Source organism: Gluconobacter sp. (genome assembly GCF_047723935.1).
GTDB lineage: Bacteria > Pseudomonadota > Alphaproteobacteria > Acetobacterales > Acetobacteraceae > Gluconobacter.
On record NZ_JBDOBO010000001.1, the window covers coordinates 190,952 to 211,004 of the forward strand.

Sequence of the window (20,053 nt, forward strand, 5' to 3'; positions counted from 1 at the left end):
CTCTTTCAACCCTGAGACTCAGGATAAGTGATTTTGAGAATTTCGATTTCGACAGGACCACGAGGGGTCTGCAACATGGCCACATCCCCGACACGGGTTCGCATCAGGGCACGTGCGATCGGTGAAATGAGACTGACCTCCCCACGAACCAGATCCGACTCGTCTACACCGAGGATCGTTACGGTGTGTTCGACATCGTCCTCATCGACATAGGTTACGGTCGCGCCAAAAAAGACCCGATCCCGCGTGGTCTGCGCCGCTGGATCAACGATGACCGCATTTTCCAGCCTTTTTCCCAGAAACCTCAGACGCCGGTCGATCTCCCGCAATCGGCGTTTGCCGTACTGATAATCGGCATTCTCAGACCGATCTCCATTGCCTGCGGCCCAGGAGACGATTTCGACAATGCGCGGACGCTCTTTTTGCGCCAGTTCCTTAAGCTCGGCCCGCATGACATCAGCACCGCGCGGGGAAAGATAATGCGAGAGTGGTGTTTTTTCAGACATCAGAGCGCCTGAACCCGAAAGCGCATCCGACCACCAATCCGTGTTTTCGGTTTGAGGAGATGGAGCCCGCTGGCAACAACATCAGCCTGATTAATGGCGTCTGTCATGTTCGTAACGGGTTCCACAGCAACAAAAGGACTATCCGGTGAGGTAAAGACGACCAGATGCTTGAAGATGGGGTCCGCCTCAACCGTCACTGCCAGCCCATCGTCCGGACGCTTCAAAACAACCCGCCCGCCAAAACCTGCAAAGCAGTTATCGATAAAACGATCATGAGCAGGCTTGGGCGTATGAAAAGACCACTCCCCGTCACAGGGAGCACCCTGCACAGGCAAACCATCCGGAGACGTCAGCCAGACCTTTTCAGCATCAAATGACAGCGTTGCGTTTTCATCTGCGGCGAGAAATGGATGAAAACCAAACCCGACTGGCTGCTCCGCCTCACCCCGGTTTTCAATGGCAATTTGAACATCCAAACCTACGTCTGTCAGTTGGTAAGACAGAGCAGCACGATAGGCGAAAGGCCACGCTTGATCATTTTCCTGCGGGACGTGATCTAGCGTCAGTACCGCATGGTTTTCCCCTTGATGAGCAACAGTCCAGGCCTGCTCCCACGCATTACCGTGAATCGTGTGCGGATGATCCGCCATGTTCGGAGCCAGATCATAACTCTGTCCGCCGAATGAAAAGCGGCCATTGGCAATACGATTTGAATACGGAATCAGAGGATACGCACCGACTGCTACTCCGTTCAGTGCGCGCAAAGCATCATTCGGGGTTGGAAGAAAAATATCTTTTCCATCCCACAGCCAGAGGCCGACAGAGCCTCCCGTTTCGGGAAGAAGAGCGAGCCGGCTCTTGCCGCAACTCAGTTCAATCATGACAGTCTGCAATCCTGATAATAGCGGTCGGTCATGGGCAACCCGGGGCCCTCATATAGCCGGATCAGCGACGCCCGCCACGTTTGCGCTTGTTCGGGTCATAGCCTCCGCCGCCCGGCCCGAGGGGCGTTGGGCCTTTTGGCTTTTTCCCGCCCCCCGGTCGCCCGGCGGTAGACGTTGCCAGCGGCGGTGGCTCCAGCCCCATATCAATAGCTTCCAGACGCCGCACCTCATCACGCAGCCGGGCAGCCTGCTCGAAATCCAGATTGGCGGCGGCTTCGCGCATCCGCTTTTCCAGCTCCTGAATCGTAACAGGCAGAGACTTGCCAACGAATTCTTCCGTGTCGCCAGCATCGTCAGGGGCGACAGTGACGTAGTCCTGCTCAAAGATAGACGACAGCGCATCACCAATCTTGGAGCGAACCGTCATGGGCGTAATCCCATGAGCTTCGTTCCACTCAGTCTGCCGGGCGCGTCGCCGAGCGGTTTCCTCAATCGCGAATTTGAGGCTGTCCGTCATCTTGTCCGCATACAGCAGAACTCGACCATCCACGTTACGGGCTGCACGGCCGATTGTCTGGATCAACGATGTCCGGGATCGCAGGAAACCTTCCTTGTCTGCATCCAGAATGGCGACGAGGGCACATTCCGGAATGTCGAGCCCCTCTCGCAGCAGGTTGATCCCGACCAGAACATCAAAAGCACCCAGACGCAGATCACGAATAATCTCGATCCGCTCCAGCGTATCCACATCAGAATGCAGATAACGCACTTTGATCCCCGCTTCGCCCAGATAATCCGTCAGATCTTCCGCCATCCGCTTGGTCAGCGTTGTGACAAGAATGCGTCCACCCTTGGCAATCGTCTCACGCGCCTCGTGCAACAGATCGTCAACCTGACCTTCCACGGGCTTCACATCTGTTACCGGATCAATCAGACCTGTCGGACGAATAATCTGCTCGGCAAACACACCTCCCGTCTGTTCCATTTCCCACGGACCAGGCGTTGCCGAGACGAAGATACTCTGCGGCCGGAAAGCATTCCACTCACCAAAGGCGAGCGGGCGATTATCAATGCAGGATGGCAGCCGGAATCCAAAGTCAGACAGCACGGACTTCCGCGCCCTGTCTCCGCGCTCCATGCCGCCAATCTGCGGCACTGTGACGTGGCTCTCATCTACAATCAGAAGAGCATCTTCCGGTAGATATTCGAACAACGTCGGCGGCGGATCACCGGGGCCACGGCCCGAGAGGTAACGGGAGTAGTTCTCAATCCCTTTGCACGCCCCCGTCGTTTCGATCATCTCCAGATCAAACGTCGTCCGCTGTGACAGGCGCTCTGCCTCCAGCAACTTTCCTTCTTCTGTAAACTGCGCAAGCCTCTGCCGGAGCTCGTTCTTGATCCCGATCATCGCCTGATTCAGCGTTGGTCGCGGTGTCACATAATGCGAATTTGCGTAAACACTGATCTCAGCCAGATCAGCCGTTTTATTTCCCGTTAAAGGATCAAACTCGGTGATCTGATCAATTTCATCTCCGAACAGAGAGACACGCCAGGCGCGGTCTTCATTCTGCACGGGGAAAATGTCGATCTGTTCGCCCCGCACACGGAATGTCCCGCGCTCAAACGCCGCATCGTTGCGACGATACTGAAGCTCGACAAGGGCTTTGATGAGCTTCTCGCGATCAATCTCGCCGCCCACCTCAAGCCGGACAACCATCTTCGAATACGTCTCAACCGAACCGATACCGTAAATGCAGGATACGGACGCAACGATGATAACGTCATTCCGCTCCAGCAGAGCCTGCGTTGCCGCATGGCGCATCCGGTCGATCTGTTCGTTGATCTGGCTGTCTTTCTCGATATACGTATCTGACCGTGGAACGTAGGCTTCAGGCTGATAGTAGTCGTAGTACGAGACAAAATATTCGACGGCATTATCAGGAAAAAACTGCCGCATCTCGCCGTAAAGCTGGGCAGCCAGCGTCTTGTTCGGCGCGAGGATCAAGGTAGGCTTCTGTGTCCGCTCAATGACCTTGGCCATGCTGAACGTCTTACCCGACCCCGTCACACCAAGCAGAACCTGATCCCGCTCTCCGGCCTCTACACCCTGAACAAGCTCCCCTATTGCGGTGGGCTGATCCCCTGCGGGCTCATAGTCAGCTTTGACCACAAACTTCCGCGTCTTGGCCTTGGCAGGCTGCTTTTCAGGGATGAATGCTGTCACGGGCATTTCGGTCGCATTGCGGAGCGCGGAAGGTTTTTTGGCCATAGGGTCCAAGATGGGAAAGAAACGGGAACATCACAAGAGCGTCTCACCTGCCTTGTCGTTTCGTTTTGCAATGACGAATGATGAAAATCGTGATGATTGCCCATCATCCGTTTCCAGAACCAAAGCCACCGCGCCAACCGCCTGTCCCGGGAATACAGAAATCTGCGAAACTCAATTTATGACATAACATTTCTAAAAATGGATAGTGAGACTCGTTTTCTCGCGCTATTGAGGCGAGCACATTTCGGAGGGAAGACCGATCATGGACGTCCAGACGATCGAGCAGACGTACAATCAGCTTCAACAACAGGCTCAGCAATCCGCCCAGACGCTTCAGGCGCTAGGAGGCAAAATGCAGACTGCCGCACAGACCGGAGACTTGCAGGCTCGTGAGTGGTCTCTGGACCTGCGTGAGTTGGCTCTGTCCTTTCAGGCGGAGCAGCAACAGGTCACCAACCTGCTTCAGCAATTGCACGCTGCACTCGAAAATGCCGCTAACAGCCAGCAAGAGACGATCACTGCATCATCGTCCTACACTGTTCAACCACCCGTTCAGGCTATTGAACAGGCATCTGACAACGGATTTTTCTCCAATATCCTTAACTCCGGTTTTGCGCGCTCCGTGGAAGCCGGTGCAGGGTTCAGCATTGGAAATGATCTGATCAAAGAGATTTTTTAAATCTCCCAGTTCTGATGCAGAATGAAGGGGGCACGTGCGCCCGCCGCACAACGGACACGCTCCTTTGCCAGCATCTCCCACCACAACATCATGCGCCCACGCATTGACCGTATTCAGCCTAAAGCGCTAACCCACAACAGACTCATGCGGCCAGATGACTGGCGCGGATCGGTACCAGAACCGAGATCAGGAAAACCATGACTACAGCCCTCATCACAGGAATCACCGGCCAGGACGGCGCATATCTCAGCCAGCTTCTGCTTGAAAAAGGCTATCGCGTTGTAGGTCTCCTGCGTCGCTCCGCCTCTGCAGATGTAGTCGGAGAGAGACTTCGCTGGCTCGGCATTATTGACGATGTTGAATTGATCGATGGCAATTTGACCGATCTTTCGTCCTTAATCCGTATCATGGAAACTGTGCGACCGGACGAGATTTACAATCTCGCAGCTCAGAGCTTCGTCGCAGCCTCCTGGCAGCAGCCGCTTCTCACTGGAAATGTAACGGGCATCGGCGCCGTCAACGTTCTGGAAGCGGCGCGTATCGTGCAGAGCAAAGCCAGATTTTATCAGGCATCTTCGTCTGAAATGTACGGCCTGATCCAGCAGCCGGTACAGAACGAAAATACGCCGTTCTACCCCCGCTCACCCTACGCAGTTGCCAAACTTTACGCTCACTGGATGACAGTGAACTATCGTGAGAGCTTCGGGATGCATGCCTCATCAGGCATCCTCTTCAACCATGAGAGTCCCCTGCGCGGCATCGAATTCGTAACCCGCAAAGTCACGGATGGCGTCGCACGTATTAAACTGGGGCTGGCAAAGGAACTACCACTCGGCAACCTGGACGCAACGCGTGACTGGGGCCATGCCCGCGATTACGTTCGCGCCATGCACCTGATGCTGCAACAGGACACGCCGGACGACTACGTCGTCGCTACCGGCCGTACCACCAGTATTCGCGACCTTTGTCGCATCGCATTCTCTTACGCAGACCTCAACTACGAAGACCATGTGGTCACAAACCCGGCCTTCCTGCGTCCAGCCGAAGTAGAAGTTCTACTGGGGGATGCAAGTAAGGCCAAAAGAGTTCTTGGTTGGGAAGCCGAGACAACGCTTGAAAGCATGGTTGCCGAAATGGTGGACGCTGACCTCGCCCGCCATCGCAACCGGGCGACTATTTAAGGACGCTTCATGCGTATTCTTGTTACGGGCCAGCGGGGCTTTGTCGGGCAGCATTTAAAAGACCGGATGAAGGCTCGCTTTCCGCAAAGCAAGATCCTTTCTTCCAGTCCAGACATCCGTGACGCAGAAGCGGTTGATACCGCTATTGCGGCCTGTAAGCCGGACCATTGTATTCATCTTGCGGCCATATCAAGCATCGGCGACGCCAGGCAGGACCCTAATCATGCCTGGCAGGTCAACCTGCACGGCACGCTCCATGTTGCACGAAGCATGCAGCGCCATGCCCCGGAAGGCACAGTCCTTTTCGCCTCAACGGCTGAAGCCTACGGCTCCACATTCCAGCGCGGCCTTCCCGTCACGGAAAATGCCCCCCTTGCTCCTGGCAATACTTATGCAGCAACAAAAGCCGCAGCCGACCTTGCTTTGGGCGCCATGGCGAAAGAGGGCCTGAATGTCATCCGGATGCGGCCATTCAATCACACGGGTCCGGGCCAGTCAGTCGATTTTGTCGTCCCGGCTTTCGCCTCGCAGATTGCTCACATTGCCAAGGGCCTTCAGCCGCCGGAAATTCACGTAGGCAACCTTGATGCCCAACGTGATTTCCTGGACGTACGGGACGTCTGCGATGCGTATCTTGATGTCCTGATGACCGCCCCCTCTCTCGAACGCGGTACAATCCTCAATCTCTGCTCCGGACAGACACGATCCATTCGGTCCATTCTGGACGATCTGATCGCTATCAGCGGAATCAAGGCTGATATTATCATCGACCCTACTCGCCTGCGCCCTTCCGACACACCCATCGCACGCGGTGATGCCACCCTCGCCAGAAGCACTCTCGGATGGGCCCCTCGTATTCCATGGCTGCAAACATTGGACGATATTTACAGAGACAGCCTACAGCAAGCCACCGCGAATGGTCTGTCACTATAAAGGACGTTACTGTTCGCCCTGTTCGATCACTCCATATTCCAGCATTTGACGGGAAACTGCTCACTGGAGCAGGATGTTCTACCAACTCTGCTTCGTTGTGGAGATCTGAAGGGTCTGTCCCTTCCCAGCGACATCCATAACCTCAGCGTGCCGGCAGATTTGGTCTTGGCCGAAAACAATGTACCGAAGAGACTACGCCGTCCATCTGTGTTTCTTGACCGTGATGGCGTTATCAACCGCGATCATGGGTGGGTTGGAACACGCGAGCGCTTCGAGTGGGAACCAGACGTTCTCGAAACCATCGCTCAGATGACGGATAGCGGCCATCATGTTTTTATCGTCACAAACCAGTCAGGCGTTGCCCGCGGCTTATACACTGAAGACGATCTCAAACAGCTTATGGACTGGGTCATCGAGACTATCCGCGAACACGGTGGCACCGTTGATGACTGGCGATACTGCCCCATGCATCCAGAAGCGGTGGTGGAACAGTATCGGGGGCAGAGTCCTGACCGTAAGCCAGCGCCCGGAATGATTTTAGACTTAATCACACGATGGGAACTGGACCCGGCCCGATGTGTGATGTTTGGAGACCAGCCTACCGATATTCAGGCGGCGGACGCTGCTGGAATTAAAGGTATTCGCGTTGGCCCGTCCACTCTCGCTGAACTGGCTTCCCACAGAGGTTCATTCCAATAAGTGCAAATATTCACACCTCAGTAGCACTGGCTTTGTGTGTCCATATCAAGAACCCTTAACGGCGAGGCTTTTAGATTGGACTGTCACGCAGGCAGGTTGAAGAACACAGACCTTTCCCCATCCTCTCAAAGACGTCTGATATCTGCCTTTGCTTCAGATGCGATCTGATCGATGGCGTCCTGATCAATTATGTCAAAAACAAAGTAATACCGAGAAATAAATAACAATTTATCGATACCTGGGAAGTTAGCCCCTCACCCTTGCTCACCCAAGGACACTTATTCTACAATCATCACTCAAAATATCTTGAATGACTGCCGTTTTCGTCGGCCCTACTGAAGCTAGCCTGGACCCATGAACAAAGATTACATTATCTGGATCGACGTTGAAGACATCTTTCAGTACTTCGAAAACAATGCGCGCCCCAGCGGAATTCAGCGCGTTGTCTTTGAAATACTGCATGTCATTCGGCAGCAGGCTGCCCAGAAACCTGGTATTGGCCGCATTGTTCTGACGCGCCGCGGCCAAGGGGAAACACACCTTCTCTCGTCCGTCTCTTTTGAAGAACTGGAAGCTCTTTTTTCTGTCCGTTCGGAAGAAAAAATTGCCTCTACACGCAAAAGCGCACCAAAAAAACGACAGAATGCTCGCTCGCTCCTGCGCGGGCTGCGTCACGCATTCATCCGGCGCCTAGAAAGTCTGCCGCCAGAACTTGCACGGCCTCTTCTGAATATTGCTGTTAATCAGTTGCGTGCATTGCAGTTACTGAAACGTTATGCACGTTCGAAACTGCACCGCACATCTTCTGCGCCCGCTCAACCAGCGCCCGTTACTCAACCTTCTGCTGCCTTTGTATCAGCGAATTCTGATGCCTCCCCTCAGCCGGGTGATATTTTCCTGATCCTTGGTGCCGCATGGTCCGAGCCAGACTTTGGAGAGCGCCTAGCAAACCTCCGCAAGGTATTTGGCATTAAACCTGTTCTCCTTGTTTACGATCTCATTCCTGCCGTCAGGCCGGAATGGTGTGCCCTCTCTCTGATCTGCGATTTCCGACACTGGCTGGACACGACCCTGCCACAGTGCGGACGCCTCCTGGCAATCAGCCACTCCACAGCCAACAGTGTCGAAGAATATGCTCGCAAACAGCGCCTGACATTACAGGGCCCGGTCCAGACCATTCCAATTGGCAGTGGTTTTGGGCCCCCTCGACACGCTGAGGGCGAAAGACCCAAGGGACTTCCCGCAAAAGACAGCTATGTGCTGTTCGTTTCGACCCTTGAAGCCCGCAAAAACCACCTGCTGGCGTTTCGGATCTGGCGGCGTATGGTCATTGACCTGCCGCGAGATCAGGTTCCGACGCTCGTTTTTGCAGGACGCGTTGGCTGGCTGGTTTCTGACCTCATGCAGCAACTTGAAAACACGGAATGGCTCCGCGGGAAAATTCGCCTTCTGCGCGACCCCAGTGACGATGAACTAGCCCATCTTTACGACGGCTGCATGTTCACTCTTTTCCCGTCTCTCTATGAAGGCTGGGGCCTGCCGGTTACCGAAAGCCTCGTGAATGGCCGCCCCTGCGTGGCATCCAACTCGACTTCCATTCCGGAAGCTGGCGGTCCGCTGACCCGCTACTTTAATCCGGAAGATTTTGACGATGCCTATCGTGTTGTACGCGGGACAATCGAAGACAGGGCCGACTTGAAAGTCTGGCAGGATCAGGTCCGCACGCAGTTCAAACCCGTTCCGTGGGAAGACAGTGCAAATGCCGTGCTGGACGCCTGTCATGCCGCCTATCTGAGCGGGGACCAATCATGACGCTCTGGGTAGATATTGACGACCTTCTGTTCCACCTGCTGCATCACAGTCGACCAAGCGGAATTCAACGTGTCGTTTTCGAGATCAGCGTAGGATTGCGGGAACTCCGCGGACATGATGTCCAGTTCGCTCGCCGGGGCCCAGACCCCGAAGACCCTCGCGGTTTCCGAACTGTGGACTGGACGTCTATTGAGGCCCTGTTCCGGCAGATCATGGAAGGCAAGACTGCCAAAGCGGGCTCTTCCTCCCCCGGATCATTTCCCGTTACACCACCGATCGACAAAATTGCCTCAAAGGACGTTCTGACCACCTTCTTTAGAGCAGAAAGCCGGGCACTCCGGGAACTCAGCACGCTACCCCGCGCCCTTGCTCACCTTGCTCTGGACATCGGCCGCTCCAAGATAAAGGAACGTCAGAAAGGGCAATCCTCCATACAGTACGATGAAGGGACCAGGCTAGCTGACGCCGCCCAGCCCGGCGATGTTTTTCTGACTCTTGGAGCACCCTGGCATCATCCGAACTATGTTCAGAGCATCCGATGGATGCGTGATGAACTGCGTATGTCGTTCGGAATGCTCATGCATGATCTGGTTCCGGTTCGTCATCCCGAATGGTGCGACCGTGGGATTATCATGACCTTCAAGGCCTGGCACAGCGCAATCCTCCCACTGGCCGATATAATTTTCGCAAATAGCGATGCCACAGCGCGCGATGTGCAGTCCTATCTGGCCGAACAGGATATCGGCACCAATATCACCGTTCAGACCATTCCGCTGGGTACGGGCTTTGGTCTCGCGGATGCTCCCATGGCTCCTGAACCCGTTGTGCAGGAACCATACGTCCTCTTCGTCTCCACCATCGAAGCCCGTAAAAACCATGTCCTGCTTTTCTGGGTCTGGCGCAAACTGCTTGAGGACATGCCCGCAGAAAGCGTTCCCACCCTCGTCTTTGCAGGACGAGAAGGGTGGCTCGTTTCAGATCTCATGCAGCAGCTTGAAAACGCTCGCTGGCTGGATGGGAAAATCCGCTTCGTTCAGAACCCTACTGATGCCGAACTGCGACGTCTGTACGCTGATTGCAGCTTCACGATTTTTCCTTCATTTTTCGAAGGCTGGGGCCTGCCGGTGACAGAAAGTCTCTCCATGGGACGCCCTTGCCTGGCATCAGGGACAACATCCATTCCAGAAGCCGGGGGAGAACTCACCCGCTATTTCAACCCCGACAATATCAACGAGGCCTACACGCTCGTTCGTAAGACCATCGAGGATGCCGATGGCCTGAAAGCCTGGACCCAACAGGTGCGTTCAGACTTCAAACCCGTTCCGTGGAACGAAAGCGCCAAAGCTATTCTTGACAAGATAAACTAACGATACCTTCGATCATCACCTTGAACAAAAATTAAAAAAGGGTGTTCCCGCATGGGAGACACCCTTTTTGCGTTCAGAGTGTGGATAGCGCAGGTGGCACCTTGGCTTTGGCCAAAGCTTCTTTCTGTCGCTCAGCCAGAACATTCACATCGAAGCCTTCAATGAGTTCCTGGAACATCTGATGCCAGTTCAGACGAGCTCCCAGACGTAAGAAAGCGCTTCCCAAACCGATGGCCGAGCGATCCATCAGAACAAACTCGCGCGGCAGCTTCACACCGCCCGTTCGCTTCAGTCCATCATAGACCCGTTCCAGAACCTGCTTGGCTTCCGCCGGATCATTGCTCTCCTGCATGGAGCAGACCCGATCCGTCATGAGCGGCCGATAGAAGAAGCGTGCCCACTCGTTCAGAACTTCAGCCGTCTCACGTGACAAGCCTTCAAAGCCCCATTTGCTATAGGCGTGGAAGGCTTTGTCTTCATCGTTATCCCGAAGCGCCGCAAACAGATCCACAACACCTTCAACAAAGCGAGGGGAAAAAATGCGGACGGCCCCGAAATCCAGCAGGTTCAGACCGTAATCATCGCGCACGGTGAAATTGCCCATATGCGGGTCACCGTGAATGACACCATAGCGATAAACCGGTGTGTACCAGGCCCGGAACAACGCCCGCGCCATATCGTCCCGCTGTTCCTGCGTCGCCTCAGACGCCAGAACCGCCTTCATGCCACGACCAGACACCCAGTCCATCGTCAGAAGACGCCCAGTGGACAGTTCCTCAATGGGGGCCGGAACGGTCACAGTCCGGGTCTCAGACAGCATGTCCCGATACAGGCGCAGATGGCTGGCTTCCCGACGATAATCCAGCTCTTCCCGAAGCCGGTCAGACAGTTCGGTGTAAACCTCGTCCTGACGGATCGTTGTCTCAAACCGCTTATATACGCCAAGAGCCGCACGGAACTGCCGCAGATCAGAATCCACCGCGCCCTGCATGTCCGGATACTGGAGTTTGCAGGCCACTTCGCGTCCATCAACCAGACGGGCACGATGCACCTGCCCCAGAGACGCCGCAGCTACGGCTTCGTGACTGAAAGAGCGGAAGTTCTTTTCCCAGCCAGCACCCAGTTCCGCCATCATCCTGCGGCGTACGAAGTTCCAGCCCATTGGGGGGGCATTAGCCTGAAGGTGAGCAAGTTCTTCCGCGTATTCATCCGGCAGGGCGCCGGGAATAGTAGAAAGAAGCTGAGCGGCCTTCATGAGCGGCCCCTTCAGATTGCCAAGCGAGGACTTCAAACCTTCCGCGTGGACACCTTTATCGGTCTTAATGCCAAGACGGTTACCAGCCAGGCGCGCAGCGATACCGCCGACTGCACCAGATGTCCGAGCCATCCGGCGGAGTTCGCCCATCAAACCGGTATTATCGAGATCGCGCGCCATGGTATTTTCAGCCCTCCTGCTCGAGTTGATCAATCAGACCCGAGATCACATCCAGTCCTTTACGCCAGAAACCCGGATCCGTCGCATCAAGACCGAACGGAGCGAGAAGTTCTTTGTGGCGTAGTGTTCCGCCTGCTTCGAGCATGGTCCGGTATTTGTCGGCAAAACCGTCAGGCTGATCCTGATAGACGCCATACAGCGCATTCACCAGGCAGTCTCCGAACGCATAGGCGTACACATAGAACGGCGAATGCACGAAGTGCGGGATGTAGGACCAATAGGCGTCATAATCCGGCGTAAAGTGGAACGCCGGACCAAGGCTTCGTTCCTGTACATCGCGCCAAATGGAGCCAAGCTGCTCTGCTGACAGCTCACCCTTGGCCCGCTCGTCATGCACGCGAACCTCAAACTGATAGAACGCGATCTGGCGGACTACCGTGTTCAGCATGTCCTCCACTTTCGCTGCCAGAAGATGACGGCGGCACTTCGGATCAGTTTCCCGGTCGAGCAGAGACTGGAATGTCAGCATCTCACCAAAAACGGACGCTGTTTCAGCCAGCGTCAGAGGCGTCGCGGAGTTCAGATAACCCTGCTTCTGGCCTGCAAGGATCTGGTGCACGCCATGCCCAAGCTCATGAGCCAGCGTCATCACGTCGCGGGCACGACCATGATAGTTCATCAGAATATAAGGATGGACAGAGGGTACTGTTGGATGTGCGAACGCCCCCGAAGATTTGCCCGGCGCAGCTTCCGCATCAATCCACGGGTGCGTCAGGAAGCGATTTACCAGATCGCCAAGCGCCGGATCGAAACCCGTATAGGCATTCAGGACGATCTCCTTGCCGTTCTCCCACGGAATAATCGTGTCAGCCACGCCCGGCAGAGGTGCGTTCCGATCCCAGTGTTCCAGCTTTTCCAAACCGAGCCACTTGGCCTTCATCGCGTAATACCGATGGGAAAGACGCGGATAAGCTTCATCAACGGCGCTGACCAGCGCGTCCACAACTTTATCCTCAACCATGTTGCCACGGTTCCGACTGCTGGACGGACGCGGATAGCCACGGAGCTTGTCTCCGATTGCCTTATCCTTGGCGAGCGTGTTCGTGATCATCGTCAGCAGACGGGAATTATCGGCCAGAACAGCACTGATCTGCTCGGCAGCCGTGGCTCGCTTCTCGCGCTCTGAGCTCGTCAGGGTATTGAACGCGGCGCCCAGCGGCTTGATCTCACCATCGAGCGTGACGGTCAGGCTCGCCATTGTCTCGTCAAACAGCCGGTTCCAGGCACTACGCCCGGTTACGGACTTGTCCATCAGAACCTGCTCAACTTCATCCGAGAGCTGATAAGGACGGAACACTCGCAAATCACGCAGGAACGGCTGCCATTTAGCCATTTCTGGCGCCGCTGACACATTAGCAAGAACGTCGTCCTCCAGACGGTTCAGTTCCAGCGAGAAAAAGAGCAGGTCAGCGGAAATGTCAGTGACACGCTCCTGAACGCCCTGCGTGAAGCGGCCCCAAACCGGATCTGTCGTATGTGCGGCAAAACCCAGTTGGGCGAAGGAGCCGATGCGCCCCAGCCCTTCCTCGATCCGCTCATACTCTGCGAATGCCTTCGCCAGAGCGGTACCTTCTGCCTGACCGAGCTTGCCTTTCCAGGTTTCGCTGAAAGTCTTTGCCGCAACCGTCAAAGACTCGAAATCTTTTTCAATCGCAGGATCTTCCAGCGACGCATAGAGATCGGACAGGTCCCAGCGGGGCGGCGTACCGCTCTCGGCAGGAGGAGCGGACGGGCCAGCAGGCGCGAAAGGGTGCAGACTGTTCATACCCTGAATTTAGACTGCTCAGCCGCTTGGTCAAACGGGTGCTTAATGACAAATCCGTAGTAATTGCACTCAGCGGATCGGAGAGCGCGGGTTTAATCTGCCAGACGCAACGCCGCTTCAAGATCTTCGATTGTATGCTGGCTAAAAACCTGGATGCCATTCTGCCGCAAGAGAGCTGCCGTTACCCCCACACCGGCATGTTTATGGCCTGTAAAGCTGCCATCATAAATCGTCTGGCTTCCGCAGGACGGACTGCCCTCCATCAGTAATGCAAACCTGCATCCCTGCGTTTGGGCAACGTTGAGCGCGATGCGTGCGCCGGCGACGAATTCATCCGTAACGTCCGCTCCGGAAGTATCCATGACGCGCGCTTCGCCCTTCAGGACATTTCCGCCTGCCTGACCCCCTTCTATCTCTGCCGGAGGCCGCGGCACAGACATACCGCCCGCCAGTTCAGGACAAACCACGATCAGTCGCCCCTCGTCCTGCCATTGTTGAAGCACAGGATGCAGAAGGGTTTTTGCCTTACCATCATATCGGACTGGTTGACCCAACAGACAGGCACTGACCAGAATTCTGTTATTCACAAGCGGCAATATCCTGCTCTTAATTCAAACCTTGAGGCATCTGCCCCAATACGAACGTCGCAAATTCATCCGGGCGGACATAGCTCTTAAAAGCATCACGAACGCTCTCAGGTGTCGCGGCCTGATAGGCTCTGGCAGCATCGTTCAAATGCTCCCAGCCAAGTCCGCGCAATATCAGATTTGCGTCCCTGCGACTGGGCGCCACCATGGTCGCGTTTGAGATAATCATTTCGCGGATCAGATGTGCTCTGGCCCTGTTCAGTTCCTCAACGGGGACTGGCTTGGCTGCCATGCTTTGCAGTTCTTGCAGAACATGCTGCCGCGCGACCTTCACGGAGCCCGGATCAGCACCGAAACTCACACTGTAGGTTCCAAAATTTTTCTGGGCAAAGACCATCGATCCGACAGTATAAACGTATCCCGTTCTGATCCGCAGATCCTGATACAGGCGACTGTCAGGGCCGTTGGTTAACATGGTATCAGCCAGCATCATGTTGTAACGCTGAGGATCATTCCATCCGTGGGCATTCGCCTGTGCGATAATCACCATATCCTGTGACCGAACAGGATCATTGAGGGACTGAATTTCCGGAAGGGTACGCAATGGAAGGGCTGGCAAATCCACATCTGGCTTTGGTCCGCTGGCTTTCCAATCCCCAAAGGCCGCTGTGATCTTTCTGCGTGCCTCTTCGACGGAAATGTCACCAACAACTTCTATCGTCGTCATATCTGGCCGATAAACGGACGTGTAATAGGACAGCACATCCTCACGGGTCAGATCCGATAGTGTCTTCACGGTTTGCATGCGACGAGAGGGAAAACCTTCCGGCATCAATGTGTTCGTGATGCTTCTCTGAAAACGATAGGCAGGCATCTGCTCAGCACCTGCCTGCAGACGGATCATGTTCTGACGTATCAAATCAAACGCGTATTGGGGGAACGCCGGATGCAGTTCCAGGTCTGCCAAAATGGTAAGGGCGGCACCGAAATCCTGTGTCCGGCTCCGAATGGAAAAATTGGTCCCGCCTCTTGCAGTAGCTGCCAGATCATCCAGATTTTTCTCCAATGTCTCCCGGTCTCGTGTAACTGATCCGAACGAAAACAACTGACCTGTCAGGGCGGCAACGCCCTCTTTTCCAGTTGGGGCCTGCATGTCAGGGTCGGACTTTATGTACCCAAACAAAAACACCGTTGGACTGACATGTCTGGTTCGCACCAGCACCCGCAAACCGCTTGGAAGCATGAAGTCTGCATCCGGTGCGACGTAGATTGGGGGCGCAGGAACATTCTCAATCGGCTTGGCCCAATCAGGCAGCGGCCCCGTCGCGCCCGCCTGACCGCCAAAGGATTCTGCACCACCAAAGCCTTTTCCTGCTGGCGAAACCGCATGATCTGATGACAGCATCGTCACCGCAACGGCCCGTTCCGGATCCAGCAGTTTACGCGCCAGAGCATTGACGTCCTGCACAGTCACTTTCGCAAAACGATCGTAGACAGCATCGGGGCTATCGAAATTTTCTGCTGTCAGAGCGGCAGACCCTTGGCTAGCGAGCCCTGCAATGGAGTCCTTTTCAAAATCTTTAGAGGAAAGCGCCCCTTTTTTCATACCCTCGAGCACATCCGCCGATACACCCTTGGCCCGAATTTCAATAAGTGTCGCCTTGAGAAGGGCCATAGCCGCCTTTGGGTCGCCCCCTTGGGAATTGTCAAAGATGCTTGAACGGTTCCCGTGTGAAGACCCCGGGCGATACCCAAGTCCGCCGACAGTGCCTTATGTTGCAGCACCAATTTGTAGAGGGGCCCACGACGGTTCGAAAGAACTGCGTCCAATAGAACTGCAGCCGGAGCATCACTATCGCGGAGAGTGGGCCCTCTCCAGAACAACCCAACCCCATCGACCGCATAATTTGACTGCATACTCAAGGACTGGGGAACAACCGGTGCAATAGGAGCCTTCGGGCGCTCTGGAAGCGGATGTGCGGGAATAGACCCGAAGATCTGTTCAACATGCTTCAGGGTCGCAGCCGGATCGACATCTCCGACAATAACCAGAACAGCATTATTAGGCACATACCATTTACTGTAGAAATCTCGTAGGAGCTTCACGTCTGTCGCCTCGAAAGACGGCCGGGTTCCTAACGGCGAATGATCGTAGCCACTGTTTTTAAACAGAATAGAATTCATTTGTTCTTTCAGCCTGAAATTAGGGCTCGAAAGATCCCTGGATACTTCCTGCTCGATCGCACCCCGCTCTTTCGCCCAGAGCCCTGCATCCAGTGAGAGATGCTGCATCCGGTCCGCTTCCATATGCAGGACAACATCCAGATCCTGCGCCGGTATCAAACAGTGGTAACGAGTCAGGTCGGTTTGCGTAAAAGCATCGAACTGACCTCCCAGCGTTCCTATAACTGTTAAAAGCTGATTTCCGCTGAGCGTTGGCGTCCCGCGGAACATCATGTGCTCAAGCGCATGGGCTGTTCCTGGAAAGCCTTTCGGAGCCTCAGCAGACCCAACCATATAGGTCAGTTGCACGCTGGCAGCAGGCGCGATCGGATTGCGGACCACAACGACCCGCAAACCATTTGGCAAAGTTTCGCGCCCTACGTCTGCGCCATAAGCCGTTGAGCAGCCCAGACCCGTGAGCAGGGAAATCGCTAGAAATGTCTTTTGAAAAATATGCATCGACATGACTTCATCAGTGTATCGGTCAATGTAACGTAACAGTTACAGACCCCAAGTCATGTGGATATTTTGTGACCCGCCTTCTGCGGCGGAACTATCGCCTCAGCATGCCAAGAACCATGCTGAGGCAACAATATTCAGTGACGGATGACTTCGTGAGTGTTCTCGTCATCACCTTCGTCATCTTCATCGTCTGGTGGGCCAGCAATCTCGTCATCATCTACCAGACGACGCGGATCAATGGCGCGCCAGTCACGTTCCATCGGTGTCGCTCGGTTAGCTACAAAGTCATCCAATTCGGTAGAAGACTTCCAGCCATCATCTCCCGCATCGACAACTTCCGCGTTCTCACCAAAAGCCATCCAGCTTTCCAGCACTTCACGACTTGTCGCACCGGAAACACGGCAGCGCTCAATGCTGTCTCGCACATAGGCGCGGGCATAAGCATTGGCGTGCATCAGGTCCATGAAGTCTTTTACAACTTCTACAGTGTCATCCTCGGATGCACCGGAGAGATCGATGATCCTGACGCTCCAGGACTGGCCCTGCCCGGCGGTTTCCGTTCCGGGGTTTTCGGGTTCGTCACTCATGAGACCTCCTGTTCGGCTTTTGCCTTGTTCAGCAGAAATTCACGCCCAACCTTGACGCGAAGCGTGCCGTCATAGGCCACGATGTCTGCCGTTGCATAGGTTTCGGACCAACGATCCGGAATAAAAGAGCCACTGCCGACAACATCAATCGGCGCATGAGCATCCCGCATGCTCGTGCACTTGGACACATTAAACCCTGACGACACGGTGATTTTCACTTTCGGGAAACCAGCCTCGTTCAGAGCTTCGCGCATCCGCCAGATTGCAGCAGCCGAAACACCCGTCCCAACCAGATCCCGCAGTTCTGCGTCAGAGCGGTAACGACGGATCGTGCCCGGCGTGTAGCGTTCCAGCACGGCGTAAGACGACTGTGGGTCCAACCCTTCCAGAAAGCGCCCACCATGCGTATCAAGGCGGACACTCAACTGCCCGACAGCGGCTTTTTCCGGGAAACGTCGGCAGACTTCCAGCGCATCCGTCACTTCCTGCCCGAAATAGTCTACCAGAATGGTCAGGGGGTCATTCGGGTACACCTCAGCATACATCTCGGCCGCCCGGAGCGTTGAACCGGCATAACCGATCAAGGCGTGCGGCATCGTCCCAAGGCCATGCTCCTGCCCAAAGAAGCCTGCCGTTGCGTCGTTGGCATTACCAATGAAACCACGCGCCCCTTCCCTTTGGGCGGCACGGGAGCCGACGGCTGCCGCATAGCCCATTTGTTCCTGCATCTCGTAGCCCGCGCAATGGCGCGCTTCCATCGCCAGAAACGGGACTTCCGGTAATGCCATGGCCATCTGGTAAGCATTGTGGGCAGCCACGCAAGCAGCGCCCAGGCGTTGAAGGACGAGAGTTTCCAGAGGAGCCAGTTTTGTGAACGGGCCAGTCAGATACAGAAGCGGTTCACCCGCGCCGACCCACTGCCCTTCTTCATAAACTTCGCGGATATGGAGATCGAAATTCTGGGCCTTGGCCACATTCCGCAGCCAGGTCACTGCTATGCCACAGGCCGCAATGACCGGGCGGCGGATAAAAACCGCATAGGTGACTTTCGCGTCACCAAAATGTTCGACGATTTTTCGGGTTCGCCCGAAGTAGGCGTCTGTCCTGGATTCAATTGTTTTTTGATCCAGCGGGCCAATGGCACCGCTGGACCGTTCTAATGCGCTTTGAGAAACGGAAGAATTCATTCCTGCTTTCCTGCTCGTCGGCCTGTCAGTTCATGCGCAAGTAGAAACGCCATTTCAAGCGACTGTTCCGCATTAAGGCGCGGATCACAGAATGTTTCATACCGATCACCCAGATCAGCTTCCGTCAGACACTGGGCACCACCAATGCATTCGGTCACATCCTGACCTGTCATTTCAAGGTGGATACCACCCGGACGACGGCCTGCGGCTTCAAACACATCGAAGAAACCAAGCACTTCACCCAGAATGCTCTCGAACGAACGCGTCTTGACCTTGCTGGATGTCGTGGTGGTGTTGCCATGCATCGGGTCGCAGAGCCATGTGACCGTACGACCCGTCTTGATGACGGCATCGAGCAGCGGCGGGAGATGCTCGCGAACCTTATCCTTGCCCATGCGCGAAATCAGCGTGATTCGGCCGGCTTCATCGTTCGGGTTCAGGATTTCGAGCAGCTTCTCCAGATCCTCAACTGTGGTCGTCGGACCAACCTTGATGCCGATCGGGTTCTGAACGCCACGCAGGAACTCGACATGCGCGCCATCCGGCTGACGGGTGCGATCCCCGATCCACAGGAAATGCGCCGAGCAGTCGTAGTAGTCACCACTGGTGCTGTCGATCCGCGTCAGGGCCTGCTCATATGGCAGGAGCAGCGCCTCGTGAGACGTGTAGAATTCCGTCTCATCAATCTGGGATGCGGCACTGTCGAAACCGCAGGCGCGCATGAATGACAGCGTTTCATCAATACGATGCGCCAGATCCTGATAGCGCGCTGCGAGCGGTGAGCGCTCCACAAAGCCGAGGTTCCAGCTATGGACCTGATGCAGGTTTGCATAGCCGCCGTTTGCAAACGCACGCAGGAGATTCATAACGCCAGCGGACTGGAAATACCCCGTTTCCATGCGGGCAGGATCAGGAATACGGGAAGCCGCCGTAAATTCTGGACCATTGATGATGTCACCGCGGTAACACGGCAGCGTCACACCATCGATCGTTTCCGTATTGGACGAGCGCGGCTTGGCATACTGACCCGCCATACGGCCAATCTTCACGACAGGCACCTTGGCGGCGAATGTCAGAACCACAGCCATCTGAAGCAGCACGCGGAAGGTGTCGCGGACGATATCAGCCGTAAATTCGTCAAAGCTTTCCGCACAGGCCCCACCCTGAAGCACAAAGGCTTCACCGCGGGATGCTGCGGCCAGACGTGTCTTCAGGCGGCGGGCTTCACCCGCAAAAACCAACGGGGGATATCGATGCAGACGAGCCTCGACAGCAGCAAGCGCAGCTTCGTCTTCATAAGACGGGGCCTGGACGATCGGACGGGAACGCCAGCTTGCAGGAGACCATGACATCGTGTTGTCGGACGTCTGGGTCTTGGTCGAGGGGTGCATTGAATGCCCTCCGGGGGTCGGGAAGT

Annotated in this window: 17 protein-coding genes; 6 read left to right on the forward strand and 11 right to left on the reverse strand. The window is 55.4% G+C overall.

What is annotated here, in order from left to right; all coding sequences use genetic code 11:
• Positions 1-5: 5 nt before the first annotated feature.
• The 3 genes from greB to uvrB form a co-directional block, all read right to left on the reverse strand.
• Positions 6-506 carry a transcription elongation factor GreB gene (gene greB / locus ABF979_RS00880; protein ID WP_415557360.1) on the reverse strand — a complete coding sequence of 167 codons (501 nt, stop codon included), beginning with the start codon at positions 504-506 and terminating at the stop codon, positions 6-8.
• Positions 506-1,387: an aldose 1-epimerase gene (locus ABF979_RS00885; protein ID WP_415557362.1), complete on the reverse strand. Its 882-nt coding sequence runs from the start codon at positions 1,385-1,387 to the stop codon at positions 506-508. The genes greB and ABF979_RS00885 overlap by 1 nt, the downstream gene beginning before the upstream one ends.
• A 64-nt stretch (positions 1,388-1,451) precedes the next feature.
• Positions 1,452-3,659: an excinuclease ABC subunit UvrB gene (gene uvrB, locus ABF979_RS00890; RefSeq protein ID WP_415557363.1), complete on the reverse strand. Its 2,208-nt coding sequence runs from the start codon at positions 3,657-3,659 to the stop codon at positions 1,452-1,454.
• Between the two features lie 262 nt (positions 3,660-3,921).
• Between uvrB and ABF979_RS00895 the strand changes: the two genes are divergently transcribed.
• From ABF979_RS00895 to ABF979_RS00920, 6 genes are all read left to right on the forward strand, one after another.
• Positions 3,922-4,338: a hypothetical protein gene (locus ABF979_RS00895; RefSeq protein ID WP_415557365.1), complete on the forward strand. Its 417-nt coding sequence runs from the start codon at positions 3,922-3,924 to the stop codon at positions 4,336-4,338.
• Positions 4,339-4,535: 197 nt separating this feature from the next.
• The gene (gene gmd / locus ABF979_RS00900; protein WP_415557366.1) at positions 4,536-5,519 is read left to right on the forward strand and encodes a GDP-mannose 4,6-dehydratase; all 984 of its coding nucleotides are present in this window, start codon (positions 4,536-4,538) and stop codon (positions 5,517-5,519) included.
• Positions 5,520-5,528: 9 nt separating this feature from the next.
• The gene (locus ABF979_RS00905) at positions 5,529-6,452 is read left to right on the forward strand and encodes a GDP-mannose 4,6-dehydratase (RefSeq protein WP_415557367.1); all 924 of its coding nucleotides are present in this window, start codon (positions 5,529-5,531) and stop codon (positions 6,450-6,452) included.
• A 165-nt stretch (positions 6,453-6,617) separates the two neighbouring features.
• Complete coding sequence (locus tag ABF979_RS00910; protein ID WP_415557368.1) at positions 6,618-7,151, forward strand: HAD family hydrolase; 534 nt, start codon at positions 6,618-6,620, stop codon at positions 7,149-7,151.
• A 354-nt stretch (positions 7,152-7,505) separates the two neighbouring features.
• Positions 7,506-8,963 carry a glycosyltransferase family 4 protein gene (locus ABF979_RS00915; RefSeq protein WP_415557369.1) on the forward strand — a complete coding sequence of 486 codons (1,458 nt, stop codon included), beginning with the start codon at positions 7,506-7,508 and terminating at the stop codon, positions 8,961-8,963.
• Positions 8,960-10,330, forward strand: coding sequence for a glycosyltransferase family 4 protein (locus tag ABF979_RS00920; RefSeq protein WP_415557370.1), 1,371 nt, complete (start codon positions 8,960-8,962; stop codon positions 10,328-10,330). The genes ABF979_RS00915 and ABF979_RS00920 overlap by 4 nt, the downstream gene beginning before the upstream one ends.
• A 73-nt stretch (positions 10,331-10,403) precedes the next feature.
• Here the strand turns inward: ABF979_RS00920 and ABF979_RS00925 are convergent, their stop codons facing one another.
• From ABF979_RS00925 to ABF979_RS00960, 8 genes are all read right to left on the reverse strand, one after another.
• A complete protein-coding gene (locus tag ABF979_RS00925; RefSeq protein WP_415557371.1) occupies positions 10,404-11,765 on the reverse strand; it encodes an ABC1 kinase family protein in 1,362 nt (453 codons plus the stop codon).
• 7 nt (positions 11,766-11,772) lie between these two features.
• Positions 11,773-13,590: a M3 family oligoendopeptidase gene (locus ABF979_RS00930; protein WP_415557372.1), complete on the reverse strand. Its 1,818-nt coding sequence runs from the start codon at positions 13,588-13,590 to the stop codon at positions 11,773-11,775.
• Positions 13,591-13,682: 92 nt separating this feature from the next.
• Positions 13,683-14,177 (reverse strand): DUF523 domain-containing protein, encoded by a 495-nt coding sequence (locus tag ABF979_RS00935; protein ID WP_415557373.1) that lies wholly within the window; start codon positions 14,175-14,177, stop codon positions 13,683-13,685.
• Between the two features lie 19 nt (positions 14,178-14,196).
• Positions 14,197-15,852, reverse strand: a complete 1,656-nt coding sequence (locus ABF979_RS00940) for an insulinase family protein (RefSeq protein ID WP_415557374.1) — start codon at positions 15,850-15,852, stop codon at positions 14,197-14,199.
• Complete coding sequence (locus tag ABF979_RS00945) at positions 15,780-16,865, reverse strand: M16 family metallopeptidase (RefSeq protein ID WP_415557375.1); 1,086 nt, start codon at positions 16,863-16,865, stop codon at positions 15,780-15,782. The genes ABF979_RS00940 and ABF979_RS00945 overlap by 73 nt, the downstream gene beginning before the upstream one ends.
• A gap of 131 nt (positions 16,866-16,996) precedes the next feature.
• Positions 16,997-17,449: a hypothetical protein gene (locus ABF979_RS00950; protein WP_415557376.1), complete on the reverse strand. Its 453-nt coding sequence runs from the start codon at positions 17,447-17,449 to the stop codon at positions 16,997-16,999.
• The gene (locus ABF979_RS00955) at positions 17,446-18,636 is read right to left on the reverse strand and encodes a nicotinate phosphoribosyltransferase (RefSeq protein WP_415557377.1); all 1,191 of its coding nucleotides are present in this window, start codon (positions 18,634-18,636) and stop codon (positions 17,446-17,448) included. The genes ABF979_RS00950 and ABF979_RS00955 overlap by 4 nt, the downstream gene beginning before the upstream one ends.
• The gene (locus ABF979_RS00960) at positions 18,633-20,027 is read right to left on the reverse strand and encodes a class II 3-deoxy-7-phosphoheptulonate synthase (protein WP_415557378.1); all 1,395 of its coding nucleotides are present in this window, start codon (positions 20,025-20,027) and stop codon (positions 18,633-18,635) included. The genes ABF979_RS00955 and ABF979_RS00960 overlap by 4 nt, the downstream gene beginning before the upstream one ends.
• Between the last annotated feature and the right edge of the window lie 26 nt (positions 20,028-20,053).